Origin of the sequence: Tessaracoccus sp. OH4464_COT-324 (assembly GCF_003932855.1) — a bacterium.
Classification (GTDB): Bacteria; Actinomycetota; Actinomycetes; order Propionibacteriales; family Propionibacteriaceae; genus Arachnia.
In genome coordinates, this window is sequence record NZ_RQYZ01000001.1 from 243,487 (window position 1) to 266,398 (window position 22,912).

Below are 22,912 nucleotides of genomic sequence, written 5' to 3' on the forward strand. Positions count from 1 at the left end.
TAGGAAATGACTGCAACTACTGCACCGTCCTCGGCCGTCGGGCGCGTCGCTCGGGTTATCGGCCCCGTGGTGGACGTCGAGTTCGCGGCTGATCAGCTCCCGGAGATCGGCAACGCGCTGCGCGTCGAGACCGACGTGATGGGTGTGAAGCAGACGATCACGCTGGAAGTCGCCCTCCACGTTGGCGAGAACATCGTTCGCGCCATCTCGCTGAAACCCACCGACGGCATGCGCCGCGGTGCGGAGGTGCGCGACACGGGGGCCCCGATCAGCGTTCCCGTGGGAGACGTGACGAAAGGGCACGTCTGGAACGTGACCGGTGACGTGCTGAACGCGGATCCGGCCACGGTCGAGGTCACCGAACGCTGGCCGATCCATCGGGATCCCCCGCCATTCGACTCCCTGGAGTCGCGCACAGAGATGCTGGAGACCGGCATCAAAGTTCTCGACCTGCTCACCCCGTACGTCAAGGGCGGAAAGATCGGTCTCTTCGGAGGCGCGGGTGTGGGAAAGACAGTTCTGATTCAGGAGATGATCTACCGTATCGCGCACAATTTTGGCGGCACCTCCGTGTTCGCTGGCGTGGGTGAGCGTACTCGCGAGGGCAACGACCTGATCAACGAGATGGCCGAGGCCGGGGTTCTCAAGGACACCGCGCTCTGCTTCGGGCAGATGGATGAGCCTCCGGGCACGCGCCTGCGCATCGCACTGTCTGCGCTCACCATGGCGGAGTACTTCCGCGACGTGCAGAACCAGGACGTGTTGCTGTTCATTGACAACATCTTCCGCTTCACCCAGGCTGGTTCTGAGGTGTCGACGCTGCTCGGACGCATGCCCTCCGCAGTGGGCTACCAGCCCAACCTGGCCGACGAAATGGGCCAGCTGCAGGAGCGGATCACGTCCACCCGAGGACACTCGATCACGTCGATGCAGGCCATCTATGTCCCGGCGGATGACTACACGGATCCAGCTCCGGCTACCACGTTCGCTCACCTGGACGCCACCACGGAGCTTTCTCGTGAGATCGCCTCGCGCGGTCTTTACCCGGCCGTGGATCCGCTGACCTCATCGTCGCGCATCCTCGATCCGCAGTACGTCGGCCAGGAACACTACCAGACCGCAGTGCAGGTCAAGCAGATTCTGCAGCGCAACAAGGAGCTGCAGGATATCATCGCGATCCTCGGTATCGACGAGTTGAGCGAGGAGGACAAGATCACGGTCAAGCGCGCTCGTCGCATCCAGCAGTTCCTTTCGCAGAATACCTACATGGCGGAGAAGTTCACTAACATCCCGGGCTCGACGGTACCGCTCGCCGACACCATTGAGGGTTTCCAGATGATCTGCCGCGGTGACGTGGACCACATCCCGGAGCAGGCCTTCTTTAACGTGGGCGGCATGGATATGGTGATGGAGAACTACGCCAAGATGCAGAAGGAATCCTGATCGTGGCCCGTCCTGCGCTCAAGGTGGAAGTTGTTTCCGCAGACCGTGAAGTCTGGGCTGGGGAAGCAGTGCAGGTGATCGCCCGAACAGTCGAGGGCGATATGGGAGTCCTGCCCGGCCACGAGCCGGTCTTCGCGCTGCTGGTGCCGAGTAAGGTCGAGATCGTGACGGCACAGGGCCGCCAGGAAGCTCTCTACGTCGACGGGGGTTACATCTCTGTCGCCGATGGTCGGGTTTCGATTCTGGCCGAGGAGGCCTACCTCGGCAAGGAGATCTCTGTCGACGACGCCCAGCGCGAGTTGGACGGTCTGATGCTCAAGTATCAGTCGGGCGAGACCACGGATGCGGAGCGGCACCGCATCCACATGCTGAAGGCACAGCTGGCAGCCGCGACGAAGGCCTCGGAGAGCTAGCATTTCATCGGAGTTCAGGGCGGTCCCCAAAATCGGGGGGCTGCCCTGAAACCGATCTTAGGAGGAACGATGTGGTGGGAACTGGCGGTAGTAATTGCTCTGGTGGTCCTACTCTTCGTTGCTGTGCCCGGGGGGCTCTATTTTCGTCGACGGTGGCTGTCGCTTTCGGGGGGAGCATTCGACTGCGCGGTTCAACTGTTTGGCAGAGAAGAGGGGATGGGCTGGTCGCTCGGTGCGATCCGCTACCGCGGTGAGGAACTGCAGTGGTTTCGCACGTTTTCATTGGCCTTTCGCCCCAGGCTGAGGTTCCGTCGAGGCCAAACCCTGTACATCCGTCGGAGTGCCCCGGAGGGCATGGATATCGCGATGCTCTTCGAGAACTCGATGATCGTCACGATCCACGACGTTGTGAACGACAGGGAGTACCGGCTGGCGCTGGACGGCGGTCCAGCGATGGCCCTTATCAGCTGGCTCGAGTCCGCGCCGCCCGCGAGTTACATTCTGGGCGAGCGACACTAGAGTCGTCATCCTCTGGGGGGCTCCCGATCCGTTCCGGGTCTCCAGAGGACCTCGTGCTCCGGACCATTTGCCACGCGGCTCATCACGAAGAGCAGATCGGATAGCCTGTTGAGGTAGGTGATGGCCAGAAGGTTGATGCCTCCAGCGCCATCCTCTGGGCTTGGCTCGGTGCCGAACTGTTGCGCGCAGGCCCATGCGGTGCGCTCGGCCCGGCGCACCGCGGTGCGCGCCACGTGGAGTTGAGCTCCTCCGGGCGTGCCGCCTGGCAGAATGAACGATTTTAGTTTCGGCAAGTCCTCTTGGAGTTCGTCGCAGAACAACTCAAGCCGATCTATCGAAGGCTGGATGATGCGCAGTGGCTCCCACCTCGGCTCTGGGTGCAGGGGATTGGATAGATCCGCTCCCACATCAAACAGTTCGTTCCGGATGACGTCGAGCATGTCAACCAGTCGTTGGGGCAGACCGAGCGCGACCGCCAGGCCAACGGCTGAGTTTGCCTCGTCGACTTGGCCGTAGGCCTCGACACGCAGGTCAGTCTTATGGACGATGGAGTTGTCGGTAAGCCGGGTCGAACCAGCGTCTCCTGTGCGGGTATAGATTCTCGAAAGTATGACCATGCGGCTCAATCTAGTCCACCGGTAGACTTTTCGCGTGATCAGGATGAGAGTGTGCATATTGGCCCTCGCGGGTCTTGTTTCCGTATCGGGATGCGCGGACGCGAACCAGTCTGCGCAGAAGGAAGCGTCAGCGACGGTCAGCTGCGAGTACCCGAGTGATGGGGAGCCCGCGAAGCCGGTTGATCCGCCGAAGACGACCGACGTGCCGAACAAGGGCGAAGCAAAGGTGACGATCTCGATGACCGCGGGCGACGTCGAGCTCACCTTGGATCGGAGCAAGGCACCGTGTGCGGTGAATTCATTCCTGAGCCTCGCCGAGCAGGGCTACTTCGACGACACCCGATGCCACCGCCTCGTGGATTCCGGCATATTCGTCCTACAATGCGGGGATCCGAGCGCCACTGGGCTGGGCGGGCCCGGGTACACATTCGCGGACGAGGGCGTCTCGTCGTCGAAGGATCCGGTCAACTACGCGAGCGGAACCGTCGCAATGGCGAACCGCGGACCGGATACGAACGGTTCCCAGTTCTTCATCGTCTGGGATGAGACGCCGCTTCCGCTGCACTACGTCCCCTTCGGCAAGGCCAGCGACGAAGGACTGGCCGTCGTGCGTGAAATCGCGGCGCAGGGCGTCGCGGCGGATGACGGCAAGACCCCTATCGCGGAAGCAAGGATCAAGAACGTGACAGTGGGTTAGAGCCCGGTTAGGAAGACCCGGAGTGTCTTAACAAAGGCCTCCGGGTCGTCCGAGTGCACCCAGTGTCCAGCCCGCTTCAGCGTGACAACAAACACGCTGGGGAAGAGTTCACGCATTGCCTGATGGTGTTCGGGGCGCACGTAGTCGGAAAGGCCGCCGACGACCCAGATCGCCGGGCCAGGATACTGGCCCCCTAAAGGTGCCCAGCCTGAGATTGCGTGTAGATTGTCGCCGAGCATGTCCAGGTTGGCCAGCCAATGCCAGGCATCGCCACTGCGTTGCAGGTTCTGCAGCAGGAAAGAGCGCACCGTCGAATTGGGGATTCGATCCGCCAGCTTGCGGTCGGCGTCGGAGCGGCTGGCGAGGCGCTCAAGGTCAAGGCTCTTCAACCCGGCGACGAGGCTGGTGAACCCCAGCGCGGAGTCGTTGCGGGCGGGGGAGATGTCCACGACCATCAATCCCCGCACCAGCTCAGGCTCCTGGACAGCGATCCGCATCGCGACCTTGCCGCCCATCGAGTGCCCGACCAGCACCACGGGGAGATCGAAGTTGTCCTTGAGCCAGTCGGTAATGAACTCTGCGTATTCGTCGTAGTCGAAGGCCACGGTCCAGCTGGTTCTCCCGTGGTCGGGCATGTCGAGCAGCCGGCTGGTGGCTAAGTCAGCGACGGACTTTGCGACGTTGTGCCAGTTCTTGCCCTGGCCAAACAAGCCGTGCAGGAAGACCACGGGCAGCGGCCCTGAGCCCAGTTCTGTGTAATGGATGCTCATGCTCGGCTCCAGCACGAGGTGTGCCAATGCCGACGCAGCTCGACGCCGGAGTCATAGCCGATGGGTGCGGATTCCGGCCAGGCCACGACGTGCCCTACACCCGCTCGGACGATCTGGTTGCAGCCCGGGCACCGGTAGTCCTTCGTCGATTGTCCGGGGCGAATAGTGCGGGCAAGGTAGGAGCGCCCGGCGACGAGGACGCGGCGGGTATCCTGCCCGATCAGCAGCGGGCGGGGAGCGCGGGTATGCTTCGACGGGCGTGCCATCAAAACAGCCGATCCTCGGCGTTGTCGAGCCCGCGTAGCGCGTCGTAATCAACGAGTAGCGTATCGATTCCCCGGTCATGCGCGAGGGTCTTCGCTTGAGGTTTGATCTGCTGGGCGGCGAACACCCCGCGAACCGGGGCCAGCGCCGGGTCGCGGTTCAGCAACTCCAGGTATCTCGTGAGCTGTTCGACGCCATCAATCTCTCCCCGGCGTTTGACCTCGACCGCGACATAGCCCTTGGTGTTATCGCGCAGAAGCAGATCCACTGGGCCGATCGCCGTCATGTATTCGCGCTGTACCAGCTGCCAGCCAGCGCCGAAGGTCTGTGGGTGTTCCGCTAGCAGGGCCTGCAGGTGTGCCTCGACGCCGTCCTTCTGCAGACCCGGGTCCAGTCCCAGCTCGTGATCGGTGTCCAGAAAAACCTCCCCGATCTTTATCGTGAGCGTGTCCTCCTTGGCTCGGACAATCCACTCCTGGGTCACCCCCAACTCCTGCGCCACCTCGGCGGAGGGCTCCTGCACCGTCAAGGTGCAAGGCGAACTCATCCAGTTGAGCGGCTTGTAGGCCCTGTCATCGGCATGGACAGAGACCGAGCCGTCGGCCTTGATGAGAAGCAGCCTCTTCGCCATGGGCAGGTGCGCACTTAGCCGACCCGCGTAATCAACCTGGCACTGAGCAATGACCAACCTCACCGGATCAAACTACCATTTTGGAGGCGGAAACCGCCTACCTCGCATCCAACACAGGCTGGAGCAATTCCTTCCACAGCAGGATGAGCGCGGCAGCGGTTGGGATGGCCAGCACGGCACCGATCACACCAAGCAGGATGCCGCCGATGATGGCGGACAACACCACCAGCGCACCGGGCACCTTCACGGTTCGCCGCATGATCGTCGGGTAGAAGAAATAAGCATCCAACTGTTGGTAGATCACAAAGAAGACCACGGCGGCGATGCCCGCGCTGGGGCTGATGGTGAACGCAACGACCGAAATGATCACCGCGCCGGTGGGAGCGCCCGCGACCGGGATGAAACAAAGTAGGCCATGCATGAAGCTGAGCGCTACGGCGTAGTCGCGGAGTCCGATGATGTAGAGGTAGGTGAACGTTACGACCGTTGCGATCGTGACTGAGATCCCCATGCCCTGGATGTAGCCCGAAACGCCCTTGAAGATCTCGTTGGCGATGTAGCGGGCCCGGGGCCTGCGGCTGGCCGGAGCCAGGTTGTATACCAGTTGCTTGATCGCGTCCAACGAGGCGAGGAAGTAGAGAGTGAGCACCAGGGTCATGATCGCCGAGAACACGATGTTCACGACCACGGCGCCGGCGCCCAGAACACCATTGAATACCTGGTCTCCCAGCCTGGGGCTGCGCAGAAAAGTCTGAGCACGATCAATCAGGCCGTAGCGTTCGTTCAGTTTGCTGATCTGTTCGTTGCTCGTGAGGTTCTCCAGCAGATACGGCAAATTCCGAATCAGCAGCGTGGCCTGCTCGGTGAGGAGCGGAACGACGGTGATCACGCCAATGGCCACCACCCCAACTGCCATGAGCCCGACGAGCGCAACCGCGATCTTGTGATGCACTCGGCGAGAGAGGAAATCGACCAGGGGGCTGGCTCCGAGCGCAAGCATGAAAGCCAATAGGACAAGGAGCAGGATGGACTGAACAGTGACGAGAGCCTGGCTCAACGCCAAGGCAAACATGACCCCTAGGGCGCCGTAGAACCCCATCTTGAAGGGAGACTGGCCGGAAACGGGCTCGATGACGGGTGGGGGAGGAGCCACCGGCTCCTCCTGCTGTACGGGCTTAGGGGCGATGGCCCCCTTCATCCTGCGCGCCCAGTCGCGTTTCAGCTTCTCCCTACCCATCACTCAGCTTCTTGGTTGTGCTGGGCCGCCCCGGACTCAACCAGTTTCTTGAGATGTTCGTACTCGGCGGCGAATCCTGTGGACGAATCGCCGAACTCGGCGTTCGACTCGTCGGCGAGGGCCCGCAGGTTGGACAGCTGCGCCAGCGCGGAAGCCTTGCGCCCCTCCAGTACGCCGATCTCGCGCAGAATCTGTTCCTTGCGCAACTCGATCTCTTCATGGAACGCCGTGTACAGCGCACCCGCCTTGGTCCGGGCTTCGGCGATGATCGCCTCAGCTTCCCGCCGGGCAGCGACCCGGGATTCATCGGCCTCCTGCGCCGCGACCTGTCGAATCTGCAACGCCTGCTCGCGTGCTTCTGCCACCGATCGGGCAGCGGTGTCCGCATCGGCGGCGCTGGCCTGCAACCGCGCCTCGACGCTCTCGCGAGCTTCCGCGCTGACCCGTTTCAGCTCGCGAAGCGAGCGCTCGGCCTCCTTGTGGGCCGCCTCACGGATGGCGACGGCATCACGCGTGGCTTCTTCGAGGAGTTGGCTGGCTGCGAGCCGGGCCTCCTCGAGCGCCGCATCGCGTTCGGTGTTTCCGGCTGCGATGATCGATGCGCGCTGCTTCAGTGCGTCTGCCCGAATCCGCTCGGCCTCGTCCCGGGCCCGTGCCATGTCCTGTTTCGCGGATGCCTGCTGCTCCTCACGCAGTTGTTTCAACGTCGCCAATCCGGTGATTCGGATGTCCTCAGCTTCTTCCGCTGCTGAACTGCGCAGTGCGCTGGCGGAGCGTCGGGCTTCGGCCAAGATCCTGGCGGACTCCGACTCCGCTCGCTCCACAATGTTCCTGGCCTGAGACTCGGCCGCCCTCAGCAATCCGCTTGCGTGCGCGCCCAGCCGCTCGAACTCCGTCTCGCCAACCTGAGCGCGGACGAACGTGACCTCCTGCTGAACCGTGCGGAGACGATGTCGGAGCTCGCTTACTTGGCTCTCCACCTCCCGGACGTAGGAATCAACGGAATGCCGTTCGTAGCCCAGCATGGAGGTGGGAAAACTGCCGGCGGCGGTGGCCTTCTCGTCGAAAAGGTTCAGTCCTGTTTCTTCGGTTTCGAGGTCGCGCGAGGGATCCACGATTGCTCCTAACGATCGGTTGAAGTTCAGCCTAGTCGGCTTTGCGTGCAAAGCAGGGGCGGGCGCCGAAAGCGCCCGCCCCAAAACTGCTGAAATCTACTTCGCCAGCTCGACGATCTCCAGCAGCACCCCGCCGGCGTCCTTGGGGTGGACGAAGTTGATGCGCGAGTTGGCCGTGCCGCGCTTCGGCTCCGGGTACAGCAGGCGTACTCCGCGCTCGCGCAACACTGCGCAGACGTGGTCGATGTCGGCGACGCGGTACGCGAGCTGCTGCAGGCCCGGGCCTTTCTTGTCGATGAACTTGGCGATGGTCGACGCCTCGTTCAGGGGAGCAAGCAGCTGAATCTTGGCGTTCTCCTCCCCCTGGGCTCCGGTGCCGATCATCGCTTCGGCGACTCCCTGCTCCTCGTTGACCTCTCGGTGCAGTTCACGCCAACCGAATTTCTCGGCGTGGTACCTGATGGCCTCGTCAAGGTCGGGGACGGCGATGCCAACGTGGTCGATGCAGATGAACAGATCAGTATTCTCCATGAACCAAGACTCTACACAGCCCGTTCTGTGTGGCCCGCGGGGGCTCCCGTTGCAGCGAGCTCCGCTATGCTCGGCGTGGCGCTGCCCCACTGGGCTTCACGGAGAGGCACAATACGTGGGGGCCGTTTGAAGGAGGAAACGTGGTCAGTTGGATCAAGAAGATCGTCATCGTGCTGGCCGTATCTTTTGTTGTGTACTACCTGTTCACCCGGCCCGAGGCCGCGGCCGAGGCGGTTCGTACATTCTTTGGCGCTTTCGAATCGATCATCACGTTCTTTGCGACGCTGGCCCGGTGACCCATGATCTGGCGGCTCCTGGATCCGCAGGTGGAACGCCATCTCTTGGTTAGCGAGGGCGAGGTGATCGTCGACGAGGTGCGCAAGCATTGGGCCGCGAGCTTCCCGTGGTACTGCCTGCTGTGTTGCGCTCCCGTGCTCTTCCTGCTCATGATCCCTGCGGGGAAGCTGTTCTGGCTGCCGATGCTGCTGGGGCTGGGTGCCTTCTTCGTGTCGATGTGGAAGATACATGTGCTCTACATGGATCGTTTCGTGATCACCAACATGCGCGTCTTCCGGATTCACGGCGTTTTCAACCAACTGTTGGCGACGATGCCGATGACGCGAATCCTAGACATCTCGATGAACCAGTCCTTCTCCGGACAGTTGTGCGGATACGGTCACTTCATCTTCGAGTCTGCGGCGCAGGACCAGGGGCTGAGGGAGATCCGTTTCGTCGGCGATCCTGCAGAACGCGACCTGACCATCCAGCGGGTGATCCAGCTGGCCGGTCTCCGCGCGAGCGCCAAGCTGGGCGGCTAGGTTTCCCCAGCCGCCCAGCCGCCCAGCCGCCCAGCCAACCAGGCGGGTTCAACTCAAAGCGGCGTCAACGATCTGTTTTGCTGCTTGCTGTACCTCAGCCAGGTGCTCGGCTCCGAGCAGGGACTCGGCATAGATCTTGTACTTGTCCTCGGTGCCGGAGGGCCGCGCCGCGAACCAAGCATTTTCTGTGGTCACCTTGATGCCGCCGATCGGCGCATTGTTGCCGGGAGCACTCGACAGGATCGCGGTGATGTCTTCCCCGGCCAGTTCCTTGACCGTCACGTCGGCAGAACTCAGCTTGCCCAGCCGCGCCTTCTGCTCGCGGTTTGCGTCGGCGTCCACGCGGGCGTAGAACGACTTACCGAAGGCGTTTTCCAACTCTGCGTAGTGCTGGCTCGGAGTCTTGCCGGTGACCGCGATGATTTCGGAGGCCAGCAGAGCCAGCAGGATGCCATCCTTGTCGGTGGTCCAGGTTTGACCCACGAGATCCAGGAAGGAAGCGCCCGCGGACTCCTCGCCGCCGAAACCGAGCTCGCCCGACATCAGCCCCGGAACAAACCACTTGAATCCGACCGGAACTTCGACGAGTCGACGCCCGAGTCGGCGTGCGACTTTGTCGATCAGGGAGGAACTGACCAGGGTCTTGCCGACGCCGGAGTTTGGGTCCCAACCCGGACGATGCTGGAAGAGGTAGTCGATCGCCACCGCCAGGTAAGCGTTGGGATTCATCAGACCGTAATCCGGGGTGACGATGCCGTGCCGGTCGGAGTCGGCGTCGTTGCCCGTCGCTACGGAGTAGCTGCCGCGTTGATTGACGAGCGAGGCCATGGCGTCGGGGGAAGAGCAATCCATGCGGATCTTGCCGTCGGTGTCCAGCGTCATGAACGGCCACCTTGGGTCAACACGAGGGTTGACCACCTGGATAGGCAGGCCGTGCTCGGCCAGGTATTCCCAGTACTGCACGGAGGCCCCACCCATCGGATCCGCGCCGTGGGTGAGACCCGAGGCTTTGATGGCGTCGAAGTTGATGGCCGACGCGAGCTCGGAGCAATAGGGGGATCGGTAGTCGTAGCGCTCGACCTCCGCCGACTCGTAAGCAACTCGCCGGATACCGCTCGGGTTGGCCATCAGTTCGTTTGCCCGGTCCGCGATCGCCCGCGTCGCGTCGCTGTCCGCAGGCCCACCGTGGGGTGGGTTGTACTTGAAGCCGCCGTCGCGTGGGGGATTATGCGACGGGGTCACGACGATGCCGTCGCATTTCGCCGTGTGCTCGCGGTTGTAGCGAATGATGGCGCGGGACACGGCGGGCGTCGGCGTGTACTCGTCGGCGCGTTCCGCGAGGACCTGCACATCGTTGGCAACCAGAACCTCGATTGCCGTCTTCCAAGCAGGCAACGAAAGGCCGTGCGTGTCCTTGCCGATGAACAGCGGTCCGGTGACCCCGGCCGCCTTGCGGTACTCGACGATGGCCTGCGTCGTGGCTGCGATGTGGAGCTCGTTGAACTTGGTGTCCAGGCTCGATCCCCGATGCCCTGACGTGCCGAAGACCACCTGCTGGTCTGGGTCGGTCGGATCCGGGGTGCGGTCGTAGTAGGCCGATATCATCGCGTCGACATCGACCAGATCTGATTCCTGGGCCAGCTGGCCCGCGCGTTCGTGTGGCATGCAGCCAATCCTAGGCCGTTTGGTGTGCGGGCACGCTCGGTGCAGTTGAATCGGGGCAGCCCGGCCGGGAAGAATATGGTCATGAACGATTTCTCGCGTCCCGGTGCCGTTGACTTGTCTGGGCTCGTCGGGCAGGAGCAGCCCGTGCAGGGTTCTCTGTCGGCCAGCTACGTCCTGAATGTTTCTGAGGCAGATTTCGAGAAGGTTGCCGCCCAGAGCATCCAGTACCCGGTGATCATGGAGTTCCACTCGCCACGCGACCCCCAGGGCGCGGTGATGAGTGAGAGCCTCGCCCGGCGGATCAACGCAGCCGGCGGCCGATTCCTGCTGGCGAGAGTCGACGTCGATGAGCAGAAGCGGATCGCCGCGGCGATGGGGATCACTGCCGTACCCACGGTGGTGGCGCTGCTAGGTGGTCAGCTGGCGCCCCTGTTCCAGGGGACGAAGTCGGACGAGGAGATCGGCGCGGTCCTCGACCAGGTGGCCGCCGCGGCCGTCGCCAATGGAATCACTGGCCGCGCGGAACCAGTTTCCGCAGCTACCGAGAACGGTGCTGCGAATCCACGGTTTGCGGCGGCAGATCGGGCGCTCGCCGAGGGCGATTACCGGTCAGCGTTGGCCGAGTTCGACAGGATGCTCGTGGAAACTCCGAACGACCTGGAGGTTGTGGCCGGGCGGGCGCAGGCGGCGCTGCTGGTTCGCTCGCTTTCCTTCGATCCGGCACGCATTGTGGAGTGCTCCGACGAGGAGTCCCTGTCCGCCCAGCTGGATGCGGCCGACCTGGAAGTGATCCAGGGCCATGGCGATGCGGCGCTCGATCGGCTGCTGCACTACGCCTCGAAGGCCAGCGACGAGGAGCGAGAAGCGGTACGTGTGCGTTTGCTCGACCTGTTCGAGATCCTCGGCCGCACCAATCCGGTCGTGCTGAAGGCCCGCCGTAGGCTGACCACGGTCTTGTTTCGCGCCTAAAAGCCCGCTTCCGAGTACCCTCGATCGCCCGCGAGCAACCGGGATATTCGTCGCGCCGACAGTTCGCTGACATGCTCCGCCACCTCGGCCGGAGCCACCCAGTGAAGGGCCTTCACCTCCTGATCTCCGGGCGTCAGCCCACCCACAACCGAACTTGGCAACACGCCGCCATCGAAGATGAACTCCACGGCGTCGGACCAGCCGAGGCTGGGCGGCATCCAATCGATGAGGCCCGGCTGATCGAGTTTGATCAGCAGACCTATCTCCTCGTGCACCTCCCGAGCCGCACCGATCCGGGGCGACTCTCCGGGTTCGACGACGCCCCCTGGCAGTTCCCAGTCGTCCTTGTAGCTGGTCTCCAGCAATAGAACGCGGCCGGTTTCATCACGAAATAAAACATGCGCGATCAGCCTCTTCTTGGGCAACACCGAATCCATCACCGCGGAGAAGCCTTGCGCTCCTTGCACGACATCTGAGGCCAGCCTGGCATAGATCAGGAGATCCAGGTGGTCGCCGACTGGTGTGCTGATCTCCTCCCGGAGCCTGCCCTCCAGCCGAAAACCTGCCTGGTGCAGGGCCCGCCGGGCAGGGACATCGTTGGCGGGGATGCGCACGCTCAGGCGGCGCAGTTTGCGACCGACCAGAGCGTCGTCGGCCGCCAGGCTGATGCCCTGAGCCAGCAGATCCACACTCACCTCCTGCTGCGCCCAGCTGAGCCGCGCGGTGCCGTCGGAGCCAACCGTCACTTGGACGCTGAACTCCTTGCCCATCAAGCCGAGAATTTCAGCCAGATGGAGCCGAGCGGCGGCACGGTGACACAGGCGCGCGCAGGGAAGTGGCTCCAAGGCTCGTCCACCGCCGTGATCTGGCCAAGGTTTCCGAACTGGCCCGAACCGTCGTACGCCGGGGCATCCGTGTTGAGTACCTCTTGCCACACTCCTGCCTCCGGCAGACCGATCTCGTAGTCCACGAGCGGTTCGGGGGAGAAGTTTGTCACACAGGCGACATGGTTGCCGTCCAGGTCGTGGCGCACCCAGCTGAGTGTGTTGTGGCCGGCGTCGTCGGCGTTGATCCAGGTGAAACCCTCCGGGGCATGATCGAGCTGCCACAGCGCAGGATGCTGGCGGTAGATCATGTTCAGGTCGCGGAGCAACCGTTGCAGGCCACCGTGGCCCCACAGGTCCGAGACCCACCACTCCAAACTGGCCGACTCGTTGAACTCAGGGCGCTGCCCGAACTCGCAGCCCATGAACAGCAGCTGCTTGCCGGGGAAGCTCCACATGAACGAGTAGAAGGCTCGGAGAGTTGCGAACTTCCGCCAGTCGTCCTGAGGCACCTTGTTGAGCATCGAACCCTTGCCGTGCACCACCTCGTCATGGCTGATGGGCAAAACGAAGTTCTCCGAGTAGTTGTACACCATCGCGAAAGTGAGCAGGTTGTGCTCATACTGACGGTAGACCGGATCCAACTCCAGGTAGCGCAGCGAGTCGTTCATCCAGCCCATGTTCCATTTGAAGCCGAAGCCCAAGCCGCTCTCGTCGACGGGTTTCGTCACCCCAGCGAAGCTGGTCGACTCTTCAGCCACCATGATGATGCCCGGCTCCCTCTCATGGAGGTGTCGGTTGACATAGCGCAGGAAATCGATAGCCTCAAGGTTCTCCCGTCCGCCATACACGTTGGGCACCCACTCGCCATCGTTGCGGGAGTAGTCCAAGTAGAGCATCGAAGCAACCGCGTCGACGCGCAGACCGTCAACGTGGAACTCCTTGATCCAGTAGAGCGCGTTCGACACGAGGAAGCTCTTGACCTCGTTGCGGCCGTAGTTGAAGATGTAGGTTCCCCAATCCCGGTGCTCGCCTTGGCGCGGATCTTCGTGCTCGTACAGCGCGGTGCCGTCGAATCGACCCAGGCCGAAGGCGTCCTTCGGGAAGTGGCCGGGAACCCAGTCCATGATGACCCCGACGCCGGCTTGGTGCAGTCGGTCGATCAGGTAGCGCAGATCGTCGGGTTTGCCGAAGCGAGAGGTGGGGGAGAAATACCCGGTTACCTGGTAACCCCAACTGGGCTCGAACGGGTGCTCGGCAAGCGGCATGAACTCGACGTGGGTGTAGCCCTGCCAGGTGACGTACTCCACCAACTCGTCGGCGAGCTCAAGGTAGGACTTTCCGCGTCGCCACCCCCCCAGGTGCACCTCGTAGATGCTCATCGGCTCGGCGTGGGGCTGGGAAGATTCTCTGCGGGACATCCACTCGTCGTCACTCCACACGTATTTGGATTCGTAGACGATCGACGCGTTGTTCGGCGCCTGCTCGGAGAACTGGGCAACCGGGTCGGATTTCTCATGCCAGTTGCCCCACTGGTCCTCGATCTTGAACTTGTAGAGCGTTTCCTCGCCTAGGCCCTCGATGAAGAGCGCCCAGACGCCGGTGGCTGGGATGAGCTGCATATCGTCGCCCATCCAGTAGTTGAAGGGCCCGGTGACCAGCACACGCTTGGCGTTGGGGGCCCAGACTGCAAACCGCACCCCGGTTATCTGGCCACGCTCGTCGTCCTCGACGGTAACGACCTTCGAACCGAGCCGCTTCCAGATCTCTGTGTCGCCACCATTGTGGAATCCCTCGAAATCCCATCCAGCGAGTCCGCCGAACTTGTCGTGCGCCATTTCATCTCCTTCACGTGGTGTTGCACCCAATCTACCGGGTAGCACCGCCGCGGTCAGGAGGTGGGGAGAACTGCTCAGCCGGAGATGCCCAGCAAGGAGCCGAGCGCGGATAGCGGAACCCTCAGCATGTGCGGCCTGAACCTGGCCTCGTAGACCGCCTCGTAACAGGCCTTGTCGATGATGTAGGCGCTGAGCAGGCCATCGGCGGTGGCACCGTAGCCGTCGAGAAAAGCGGACTCCGCGTCGGCGAGCCATCCCTTGGGGGCCTGCCCGGCGCAGGCCGCGTAATGGAACGACCGCAGCATGCCTGCGATATCGCGCAGCGAAGAGTCCGGCTGGCGGCGTTCGGCGAGCGTCTTCATTGGCTCGCCTTCGAAGTCGACGTAGCACCAGCGCCCGTCACTTTGCAGCACCTGCCCCAAGTGGCAATCCCCGTGAACGCGTTGGGTCACCACCTGCTCAGGAAGATTCGCGAAAACGCTGGCCGCGGCTTCCACGAACTGCGCCAACTGCGGCAGCTCAGCCACCGCGGATTCGAACCGTTGGGTGAAGACTCGGCGGAGAGCCTCTCCCGACTGTTCGGCGGTCGGCAGGCGCTCGGCGAGCAGCGAATGGACCTTCGCCAGTTGGTGTCCCAGATCCGCAGCCGAGGTTTGGAAGCATTCTCCTGAACGGGCGGCTGCGACGCACACGTCGTAGCCGTCGACGGCCCTGGGCAAGGCCTCGACGAGCAACCCGAGGGCGAAGCCTCCATGCTCCCAAACGCCTAACAACTCGGGAGCCGCCCCGGATCCGCGGAGGGCTTCCAAGAGTTCAGCCTCGATCCCACGGCCGGGCTCGACTCTACGCAGCACTTTCATGAGCGTTGAGTTGTCGTAGAAGAGGCTCGTGTTCGACTGTTCGCCCGCGAACCGGCGACCGCTCTTGGGCGGAGGCAGCGATGGCGCGGCCAACGGCCAAAGGGCGAGTGGGTGATCGACGGCCTCCCGGATTCCGGGCAGGGAATCGGTCAGCACGGGAACGTGGTAGATCTCGGTGGTGTTATCCGCGTACTCGACGTGCGCCAGAAGACTCGTCACCTTGCCTTGCGGAAAGGAGGCCACTTCAGACAGCCGACCACCGCGGCCGCGCCCGCCAAACCAACGGGCGTCGCGGACCAGTCGCCATAGTTCCTCATCGATGGTCACTGGCTCAACCTCAGGATGTGGGCAGGCTGCGCAGGGTAGAGTTTGACGAAATTGCGTTCCTCCCAGACGAAATCCTGGCCCGTCAGCTCATCGTGGGCGAACACGGGGCGGCTGCGGTCGAAACCAAGCGCCTCGAAATCCAGGTAAACCTCGGAGATCACGTCGTGCTCGGGTGAGAGGCTGCACACAGTCAGCACCACGTCTTCCATGTCGACCTTCGAATAGGCGATGATTTCGTCGTGCGGCACATGATGGAACCGGACATCGCGCAACTGCTGCAGTGCCGGATGGGCCTCACGGATCGCGTTCAGCCTGCCAATCAGCATGTTCAGGTTGGGCTCCGAGCCGTAGTCGCGCGGACGATACTCGTACTTCTCGGAATCCAGGTACTCCTCCCGCCCAGGGGCCAGCGGCTCGTGCTCGAACAACTCGAAGCCCGAATACACGCCCCACGACGGTGACATCGTCGCGGCCAAGATGGCCCGAATCGCAAACGCAGCAGGATTTCCCGGCTGCAGGAAGAAGGGGTTGATATCCGGGGTGTTGACGAAGAAATTTGGTCTGTAGTAGTCGGCCATCTTCGTGGACAGATCCGTCAGATACTCGGTCAGCTCCCACTTCGAGTTGCGCCAGGTGAAGTAGGTGTACGACTGCTGGTACCCCACCTTGCCGAGAGCCGCCATCATCTGTGGGCGTGTGAACGCCTCCGCCAGGAAGATGATCTCCGGATGAGTCTGGTTGATCTCCTTGAGCAGCCAGTCCCAGAAGTCCACCGGCTTCGTGTGGGGATTATCCACCCGGAAGATCGTCACCCCCTTCTCTATCCAGAACTCGAGCAGCCGACGAGCCTCGTGGTAGATGCCGACTGGGTCGTTGTCGAAGTTGATCGGATAGATGTCCTGGTACTTCTTGGGCGGATTCTCCGCGTACGCAATGGTGCCATCCAGCCGGGTGGTGAACCACTCGGGATGCTCCCGGACCCAGGGGTGGTCGGGGGAGGCCTGCAGGGCGAAATCGAGCGCCACTTCCAGCCCCAGGCTCCGGGCCTTGGCGACGAAACGATCGAAAGCCGCGAAATCACCGAGATCGGGATGGATGGCATCGTGACCGCCCGCAGCCGAACCTATTGCCCAAGGGGACCCCGGGTCGGCGTCGCTGGCATCAAGCGTGTTGTTCTTGCCCTTCTTGAAGGCGTTTCCGATCGGGTGGATCGGTGGGAGATAAACGACGTGAAAGCCCATGGCGGCCGCAGCTTCCAACCGCTCGTGTGAGGAGTCAAAAGTACCGGAATGCCAGCCGTCGTGATCCTGCCAGGCGCCCTGGCTGCGGGGAAAGAACTCGTACCAAGAGGAGTAGAGCGCGCGACGGCGCTCGACCCGGATCGGGTATTCCTGGGTGGGAGAGATCAGCTCTCGGGTGGCGAAGCGCTGCATGGCCCGGGCGACCGGGCGCGAGGTGGTGATATCCAGCATGTCTTCCAAGGAGGACTCCGGATCCCGCAGGATGTCGGCGGCCGCTTCCAACAGCTTCGCTGCAGCATCCACTCCCAGCTGGGTGGCGTTCTGCGCGGCCTGATCCAGCAACAGCCGGCCCTCCGACAACACCAGATCCACGTCCATCCTGACCGGCAGTTTCTTCTCCGCATGGTGCACCCAGGTCGACCAGACGTCGGACCAGCCCTCGACGCGGAAGGTCCAGTCGCCCTCCTCAGCCATCCGGACATAGGTCTCCCAGATGTCGAGGCCCTTCGGCTCGATGTGGGCCATGTCGACCCGACGCTGTTGGCCGCTGGGCGATGTGAGGATCACGGAAGCGGCCACGGCGTCGTGCCCTTCACGGAAGACGTGGGCGGTTATCCGCAGCCGTTCATGCACGACCGCCTTCACGGGATAGGTTCCCTCTTCGATGACGGGGCTGACCCCGCTGATAGGGATTCGGCCAAAGCCGCCGGGTGTGCGAGTCAAGCGCTTGTTGGGAATCACGCTTGACAGCCTACCCGCTATTGTGTGTCGGGTCGGGCCGTTTGTTCAACTGCTAGCCATTCCGCCAATTCCGCTGCGGAGGAGGCCACGTCGGCGCGGAGCACGAGAACACTGCGCGCGGGAAGGTCAAGCGCCTGCCGCGAGAGATACGGTCCCGGTGGTAGTTCGTCTTCGGCGCAACTGCTCCAAGCGACTGCGTAACTCCGCCCCATCTGTGTCCCGGGCAGTGTCAATGGGATGTCGACCGCGGCGGCGTTGAAGTAGATCAGGAAAGCTTCATCCACCTCGGAGCAGTACATGCCCAACGTCTTGCGGGTGTCATCGGCCCAGGCATCGGGAGACATGAGGTTGCCATCAACATCCACCCAAGTTAGGTCAATTCGGTGCAACGGCTCACCATCGGCATCGGTCAACTCGCTGTGGTAGCGGTAATCGGTTCGGCGAAGAGCGGGGTGGTCTGAGCGCAGTTGCAGCAAACTCTTCACCGCGCTGCGTACGGAGGCCCACTCGGGGCTGATGCGCCAGTCCACCCAGGACACCGGAGAATCCTGGCAGTAGGAGTTGTTATTGCCGCCCTGCGTGCGGCCGAACTCGTCGCCAGCAACGAGCATGGGCGTGCCCACGGCGAGGATTTGGCTGGCCATCAGATTCTTTACCTGTCGACGTCGCAGCCGATTGATCGACTCGTCCTCGGTTTCGCCCTCCCAGCCGTGGTTCCAGGAACGGTTGTTGTCGGTGCCGTCGCGGTTGGACTCCCCGTTCGCTTGGTTGTGTTTCACGTCGTAGCTAACCAGGTCTCGCATCGTGAAACCGTCGTGCGCTGTGATGAAGTTGATAGTTGAGTGGGGGCCGCGTCCCGGACGGTCGTAGATGTCAGCGGATCCCGCGAGCCGGGTGGCCAGTTCTCGGACACCCGTGGCCTGACCCCGCCAGAAGTCGCGCATCGAGTCGCGGAACTTGTCGTTCCATTCGCTCCAGCGTGGGCCGAACGCGCCCACCTGGTAGCCGAACGGTCCGATGTCCCACGGCTCTGCGATCAGCTTGATGTCCGCCAGTTCCGGGTCATTGTCGATCAACTCGCGCATCGGGTGATTGTGCGCCACGTGGTGGTTCTCGTCCCGATACAGAGTCGTGGCCAAGTCAAAACGGAACCCATCTACCCCCATCTCCTTGACCCAGTATCGCAACGAGTCCTGAATCAGGCGGCGGACCATCGGCTTGGCCGTGTTCAGCGAGTTACCACAGCCGGTGACGTCGTAATCGCTCTGGTTCCCCTGGCCCATCCTGTAGTAGTCGCTCTGGGCGATTCCCCGAAAGTTAAGGCTGGGGCCGTCAATGCCGCCCTCCGCCGTGTGGTTGTAGACCACGTCGAGCAGCACTTCGATGTCGTTTTCGTGCAGCGCAGAAACCATCTCTTTGAACTGCGTAACCTGGTCTGCGAGCATCCCGGGAGCCTTGTACATGGCGTGGGGCGCGAAGAAGCTGAGCGTGTTGTACCCCCAATAGTTGCGCAATCCTTTGAGCGCGACGAAGGGCTCAGAGACGAAGTGATGCACCGGCAGCAACTCGACGGCCGTCACACCGAGATCCTTCAAGTAGGCGATCACGTCTGGATAGGCCAGGCCGAGATAGGAGCCGCGCAGGTGATCGGGCACGTAGGGATGGAGCCTGGTGAAGCCGCGCAGGTGCAACTCATAGATTACGGTCTCACTCATCGGTCGCCTACGCCGGATCGGCGTAGGCGCAGGCGTGTTAGCCACAACCACGCTGAGCGGAACATGCCCCAAGGAATCATTCAGGTCGAGCTGGTGCGGGGCGTCGCTTCGATATGCCCGGATGTCGGCTCGAAAATCCACTCCACCGCTGATCGCCCTTGCGTAGGGATCGAGCAACAACTTCTGCGAATTGAACCGGGAGCCGTTTTCGGGCGACCACTCGCCGTGCACGCGATAGCCGTACTGCTGGCCTGCTCCGATGCCGGGTACGAAACGGTGCCAGCAGCCATCTGATTTTCTCTCCATCGGGATGGTGTCCGGAGTGGACCTGTGACCTACTAGGATGAGCTCAACAGACTCAGCAGAGGGTGCCCACAGTGAAAAGCGGACACCGTCGTCGGTTAGGTGTGCGCCGAGCGGCGCGTCAGTGATGGCGTTCGACATTGTTCTTCCGTAGTTAGGACAAGCAACCAGCCGATTTTGCCAGAGATTTAATGTTCATGCACTCCTGTCGGGCGTAGTCTTGGCTACTGATGTCCAGCTATGTAGACCACGCTGCAACCTCCCCGATCCGTCCGGAAGCACTGGCGGCCCTCCACGAAGGCGCTCAGCTTGTTGGTAACCCGGCCGCTCTGCACCGCGCTGGGCAGCGGGCGCGCGCCCGCCTTGAAGAAGCACGCGAGGAGTTGGCCGCCGCAATCGACTGCCGACCTCCGGAGGTCATCTTCACCTCCGGAGGATCAGAGGCGGACTCAATCGCGGTCCTCGGCGGTTGGCGGGCCAGCGCCAGACCACGAGCATTGATCTCGGCGATTGAACACCCTGCGGTCAAAGAATCCGTCCGGCATGGGGCCGAGCTGCTACCCGTCACCCAGGAGGGAACCGTGGACCTGGGGATCGCAGAAGAACTGCTGGACGAACGGGTTGGCCTAGTGAGCGTGCAGGTAGTCAACAACGAGACAGGGATCATTCAGCCGGTGCCACAGCTGCTTGACCTGAGCGGTCGACACGGCTGCTGGTTGCACACCGACGCAGTACAAGCCTTTGGCCATCTGCCGCTGAGCTTCGCCCAGCTCGGCGTCGATCTCATGAGTCTGTCCGCGCACAAGATCGGCGGCCCCATCGGAGTGGGGGCGCTGATCGCTAAAACCGGCGTGGAACTCACCCCCGTTGGGCTGGGGGGAGGACAAGAGCGCGGAGTTCGTTCCGGCACTCAGTCTGTGGCGCTGGCAGCAGGGTTTGCGGCAGCCGCGACGGCCATGGTTGAACAACGAGCCGCAGAACGTGCGCGGTTGAGCCAGTTGAATCTGAGAGTTCGCGAGCGCCTGGCGGGATTGGGCGCACGATTGACCAGCGAAGCGCAGAAAACGACGCCACACATAGTGCACGCCTCTTTCCCGGGTACGCGAGCCAACGACCTACTCGTGCTGCTGGATCAGCGAGGCGTCTTCGCTTCGGTGGGCAGCGCCTGCCGCGCGGGTGTGCATCAGCCATCGGAGGTGCTGTTGGCGATGGGTGCGACCGCCGCCGAAGCAGCCTCCTGCCTGCGTTTCTCCTTCGGTTGGAACACCACCGAGGAGGAAGTGGAGAGGCTCTGTTCGCAGATCGGCCCCGCTCTGGAACTGGCACGCAGCGCATTCTGACGTAGAGTTGTCGCCCGAGGGAGGCGATATGCGAGTATTAGTAGCGATGAGCGGGGGAGTGGACTCCGCAGTCGCTGCCGCGCGAATGGTGGCGGCGGGGCACGAGGTCACCGGGGTGCACCTTGCGCTTAGCAAAAACCCTCAGGCGTACCGCAGCGGTTCCCGTGGCTGCTGCTCTCTGGAGGACTCACACGACGCACGCCGCGTCGCGGACAGGCTGGATATCCCCTTCTACATTTGGGACTTCGCGGACGACTTCGACAGGTCCGTGGTGCAAGATTTCATCGAGGAGTATCGGGCAGGACGCACCCCAAACCCGTGCCTGCGCTGCAACGAGAAGATAAAGTTTGCCGCGGTCCTGGACCGTGCCGTGAAACTAGGCTTCGACGCGGTGGCCACCGGCCATTACGCGCGGCTGGAGCACTCCACTGGACGCGTACGGCTCTACCGAGCAGCCGACCGGGACAAGGACCAGAGCTACGTGCTCGGTATGCTCAACCAGGCACAGTTGAGTCGCTGCCTGTTTCCGCTGTACGACGTGGCCAAGGCCCAGGTAAGGGAGGAGGCCCGCGCGCTCGGCCTCGGCGTGGCGAAGAAACCCGACAGTCATGACATCTGCTTCATCCCGGACGGTGACACGCAAGGCTTCCTCGCCAAGCACCTGGGCCGCGAGCCCGGACCGATTGCGGACCGCGACGGGAACGTGCTCGGAACCCACGCGGGCCACCACAACTTCACGATCGGACAGCGCAAGGGGCTCGATCTGCGCGTGCCCGCCGAGGACGGCAGCCCTCGCTACGTGCTGCGGATCGAGCCCAAACACAACACCGTGGTGGTGGGGAACAAGAGCGCTCTTGCTGTGAAGGAAGTGCGGTGCATCCGGCCGACCTGGACCCAGGAGCCCCGCCTGGGTACCTGGCGGGGGAGCGCCCAGTATCGGGCCCACGGCGCGGACCTAGCCGCCACCTTCGAAACGGACGGCGAAGAGCTGCAGGTGCGCTTCGACGAGCCGACCCTCGGCGTCGCACCGGGCCAGAGCGTGGTGCACTACCAAGGCGACGAGGTGCTGGGCAGCGCAATCATCGCGGAGGCGCACTGATGCTCATCACGGCGGCGGGATCCGTGCCCGGAACCGACTTCCGTGGGGCGCTGTCGACGATGCTTGAGGCCCTGCCAGAGCGGCTGCCCCTGCCCGAGTTGCCGGCGCGTGGCCCGGAGTCACAAATTATTGGTCGGGCGCTGGGTCTGGTTGATGGCCTCTGCTTCGACCTGCAGCCAGCAGGCTGGCGCCTCACTCAGCACTCGGACGCCAGCCATCGCCGCGCCAAGTCCGTCTGGCGGCGCGACCTGGACGACCTGGAGGAATTGCTACAGGAGTTCAGCGGTGTGCTGAAGGTTGGGGTTGCCGGTCCCTGGACGCTGTCGGCCACCGTCGAGCGGCCAGCAGGTGACAAACTGCTGGCCGACCACGGGGCGCGCCGGGAGGTGACGGGTGCGCTCAGGGAGGCCGTCGTCGAACTCCGCCGAGAGCTGTCCCGCAGGGTCCCGCTGGCCAGGGTGGAGGTGCAGTTGGACGAGCCCGCTCTGGTCGGGGTGCGCCTCGGGCGGATCGCGACGTCGTCCGGGTTCTCCCGGCACCGAACCGTCGGGGATGAAGAGCTGGCCGCAGCGCTGGGCTTGGCCGGCGGGGACATCGTGCACTGCTGCGCAGACGGGGCCTGGCTGGATATCGTTGCGCGTGCCAGGGTACCGGAGATCTATCCGGACATCCGCTACGTTCAGTTGGACCAGCTAGGCGAATGGGTCGAATCGGGTGGGCGGGTGATCCTAGGGGTCATCGAAACCTCGGCTTGCCGCGTCATAAGCCGAGACGACGTGCTCCGCCAGGCCAGGACAGTCACCCGCGAGCTCGGCGCGGACGACTGGCTGACCCTGGCGCCGGCATGCGGGATGGCAAGCTGGCGCCCCGCCGACGTGACCCGCCAGCTGAGCATCCTGCGGGCGGCAGCTGATCGAGATCTTCTCACTTGAGCT

Annotated in this window: 23 protein-coding genes; 10 read left to right on the forward strand and 13 right to left on the reverse strand. The window is 63.1% G+C overall.

From position 1 onward, the window contains the following. Positions 1-6 precede the first annotated feature (6 nt). From atpD to EII42_RS01200, 3 genes are all read left to right on the forward strand, one after another. The gene (atpD, locus tag EII42_RS01190; RefSeq protein ID WP_125170270.1) at positions 7-1,443 is read left to right on the forward strand and encodes a F0F1 ATP synthase subunit beta; all 1,437 of its coding nucleotides are present in this window, start codon (positions 7-9) and stop codon (positions 1,441-1,443) included. Positions 1,444-1,445: 2 nt separating this feature from the next. Beyond that, a complete protein-coding gene (locus tag EII42_RS01195; protein WP_125170271.1) occupies positions 1,446-1,856 on the forward strand; it encodes a F0F1 ATP synthase subunit epsilon in 411 nt (136 codons plus the stop codon). A gap of 69 nt (positions 1,857-1,925) precedes the next feature. Continuing rightward, positions 1,926-2,375 (forward strand): DUF2550 domain-containing protein, encoded by a 450-nt coding sequence (locus tag EII42_RS01200; protein ID WP_125170272.1) that lies wholly within the window; start codon positions 1,926-1,928, stop codon positions 2,373-2,375. A gap of 5 nt (positions 2,376-2,380) precedes the next feature. Here EII42_RS01200 and EII42_RS01205 read toward each other — a convergent pair whose 3' ends face one another. After that, entirely contained in the window at positions 2,381-2,992 is a 612-nt protein-coding gene (locus EII42_RS01205) for a cob(I)yrinic acid a,c-diamide adenosyltransferase (protein WP_125170273.1), read from the reverse strand. A 43-nt stretch (positions 2,993-3,035) separates the two neighbouring features. On the opposite strand from EII42_RS01205, the gene EII42_RS01210 reads away from it, so the two are divergent. Beyond that, complete coding sequence (locus EII42_RS01210) at positions 3,036-3,689, forward strand: peptidylprolyl isomerase (protein WP_125170438.1); 654 nt, start codon at positions 3,036-3,038, stop codon at positions 3,687-3,689. Here EII42_RS01210 and EII42_RS01215 read toward each other — a convergent pair. The 6 genes from EII42_RS01215 to mce form a co-directional block, all read right to left on the reverse strand. After that, positions 3,686-4,459 (reverse strand): alpha/beta fold hydrolase, encoded by a 774-nt coding sequence (locus tag EII42_RS01215; RefSeq protein WP_125170274.1) that lies wholly within the window; start codon positions 4,457-4,459, stop codon positions 3,686-3,688. The genes EII42_RS01210 and EII42_RS01215 overlap by 4 nt on opposite strands. Next, on the reverse strand, positions 4,456-4,725 hold the full coding sequence (locus EII42_RS01220) for a hypothetical protein (RefSeq protein ID WP_233558216.1): 270 nt from the start codon (positions 4,723-4,725) through the stop codon (positions 4,456-4,458). The genes EII42_RS01215 and EII42_RS01220 overlap by 4 nt, the downstream gene beginning before the upstream one ends. Further along, positions 4,725-5,417: an endonuclease NucS gene (gene nucS, locus EII42_RS01225; RefSeq protein WP_125170275.1), complete on the reverse strand. Its 693-nt coding sequence runs from the start codon at positions 5,415-5,417 to the stop codon at positions 4,725-4,727. The genes EII42_RS01220 and nucS overlap by 1 nt, the downstream gene beginning before the upstream one ends. 34 nt (positions 5,418-5,451) lie before the next feature. Further along, entirely contained in the window at positions 5,452-6,591 is a 1,140-nt protein-coding gene (locus EII42_RS01230; RefSeq protein WP_125170276.1) for an AI-2E family transporter, read from the reverse strand. Then, on the reverse strand, positions 6,591-7,706 hold the full coding sequence (locus EII42_RS01235; RefSeq protein WP_125170277.1) for a DivIVA domain-containing protein: 1,116 nt from the start codon (positions 7,704-7,706) through the stop codon (positions 6,591-6,593). Before EII42_RS01235 ends, EII42_RS01230 begins: the two co-directional genes overlap by 1 nt. Before the next feature lie 96 nt (positions 7,707-7,802). Next, positions 7,803-8,237: a methylmalonyl-CoA epimerase gene (mce, locus tag EII42_RS01240; protein WP_125170278.1), complete on the reverse strand. Its 435-nt coding sequence runs from the start codon at positions 8,235-8,237 to the stop codon at positions 7,803-7,805. Positions 8,238-8,377: 140 nt separating this feature from the next. On the opposite strand from mce, the gene EII42_RS13240 reads away from it, so the two are divergent. Together EII42_RS13240 and EII42_RS01245 are read left to right on the forward strand one after the other, a co-directional pair. Further along, positions 8,378-8,533 (forward strand): hypothetical protein, encoded by a 156-nt coding sequence (locus tag EII42_RS13240; protein ID WP_199729758.1) that lies wholly within the window; start codon positions 8,378-8,380, stop codon positions 8,531-8,533. 30 nt (positions 8,534-8,563) lie between these two features. Further along, the gene (locus EII42_RS01245) at positions 8,564-9,055 is read left to right on the forward strand and encodes a PH domain-containing protein (protein WP_370318078.1); all 492 of its coding nucleotides are present in this window, start codon (positions 8,564-8,566) and stop codon (positions 9,053-9,055) included. A gap of 48 nt (positions 9,056-9,103) precedes the next feature. On the opposite strand, the gene pgm is transcribed toward EII42_RS01245, so the two are convergent. Then, complete coding sequence (gene pgm / locus EII42_RS01250; RefSeq protein ID WP_125170280.1) at positions 9,104-10,720, reverse strand: phosphoglucomutase (alpha-D-glucose-1,6-bisphosphate-dependent); 1,617 nt, start codon at positions 10,718-10,720, stop codon at positions 9,104-9,106. Positions 10,721-10,801: 81 nt separating this feature from the next. Between pgm and EII42_RS01255 the strand changes: the two genes are divergently transcribed. Continuing rightward, positions 10,802-11,689 carry a tetratricopeptide repeat protein gene (locus EII42_RS01255; RefSeq protein ID WP_158676352.1) on the forward strand — a complete coding sequence of 296 codons (888 nt, stop codon included), beginning with the start codon at positions 10,802-10,804 and terminating at the stop codon, positions 11,687-11,689. On the opposite strand, the gene EII42_RS01260 is transcribed toward EII42_RS01255, so the two are convergent. The 5 genes from EII42_RS01260 to glgX form a co-directional block, all read right to left on the reverse strand. Then, complete coding sequence (locus tag EII42_RS01260) at positions 11,686-12,459, reverse strand: NUDIX hydrolase (protein ID WP_125170282.1); 774 nt, start codon at positions 12,457-12,459, stop codon at positions 11,686-11,688. The genes EII42_RS01255 and EII42_RS01260 overlap by 4 nt on opposite strands. Next, positions 12,459-14,351, reverse strand: coding sequence for a 1,4-alpha-glucan branching protein GlgB (glgB, locus tag EII42_RS01265; protein ID WP_125170283.1), 1,893 nt, complete (start codon positions 14,349-14,351; stop codon positions 12,459-12,461). Before glgB ends, EII42_RS01260 begins: the two co-directional genes overlap by 1 nt. Before the next feature lie 74 nt (positions 14,352-14,425). Continuing rightward, positions 14,426-15,538, reverse strand: coding sequence for a phosphotransferase (locus tag EII42_RS01270; protein ID WP_158676353.1), 1,113 nt, complete (start codon positions 15,536-15,538; stop codon positions 14,426-14,428). Continuing rightward, positions 15,535-17,520 (reverse strand): alpha-1,4-glucan--maltose-1-phosphate maltosyltransferase, encoded by a 1,986-nt coding sequence (locus EII42_RS01275; RefSeq protein WP_233558217.1) that lies wholly within the window; start codon positions 17,518-17,520, stop codon positions 15,535-15,537. The genes EII42_RS01270 and EII42_RS01275 overlap by 4 nt, the downstream gene beginning before the upstream one ends. A gap of 17 nt (positions 17,521-17,537) precedes the next feature. Then, positions 17,538-19,679 carry a glycogen debranching protein GlgX gene (gene glgX / locus EII42_RS01280; RefSeq protein ID WP_125170286.1) on the reverse strand — a complete coding sequence of 714 codons (2,142 nt, stop codon included), beginning with the start codon at positions 19,677-19,679 and terminating at the stop codon, positions 17,538-17,540. Positions 19,680-19,768: 89 nt separating this feature from the next. Here glgX and EII42_RS01285 point away from each other — a divergent pair, with 89 nt between their 5' ends. The 3 genes from EII42_RS01285 to EII42_RS01295 are packed head-to-tail and all read left to right on the forward strand — an operon-like array spanning position 19,769 to position 22,909. Beyond that, a complete protein-coding gene (locus tag EII42_RS01285) occupies positions 19,769-20,878 on the forward strand; it encodes a cysteine desulfurase family protein (protein ID WP_125170287.1) in 1,110 nt (369 codons plus the stop codon). Positions 20,879-20,906: 28 nt separating this feature from the next. Next, positions 20,907-21,977: a tRNA 2-thiouridine(34) synthase MnmA gene (gene mnmA / locus EII42_RS01290; RefSeq protein ID WP_125170288.1), complete on the forward strand. Its 1,071-nt coding sequence runs from the start codon at positions 20,907-20,909 to the stop codon at positions 21,975-21,977. Then, positions 21,977-22,909, forward strand: a complete 933-nt coding sequence (locus tag EII42_RS01295; protein WP_125170289.1) for a hypothetical protein — start codon at positions 21,977-21,979, stop codon at positions 22,907-22,909. The genes mnmA and EII42_RS01295 overlap by 1 nt, the downstream gene beginning before the upstream one ends. The last annotated feature ends 3 nt before the right edge of the window (positions 22,910-22,912 follow it).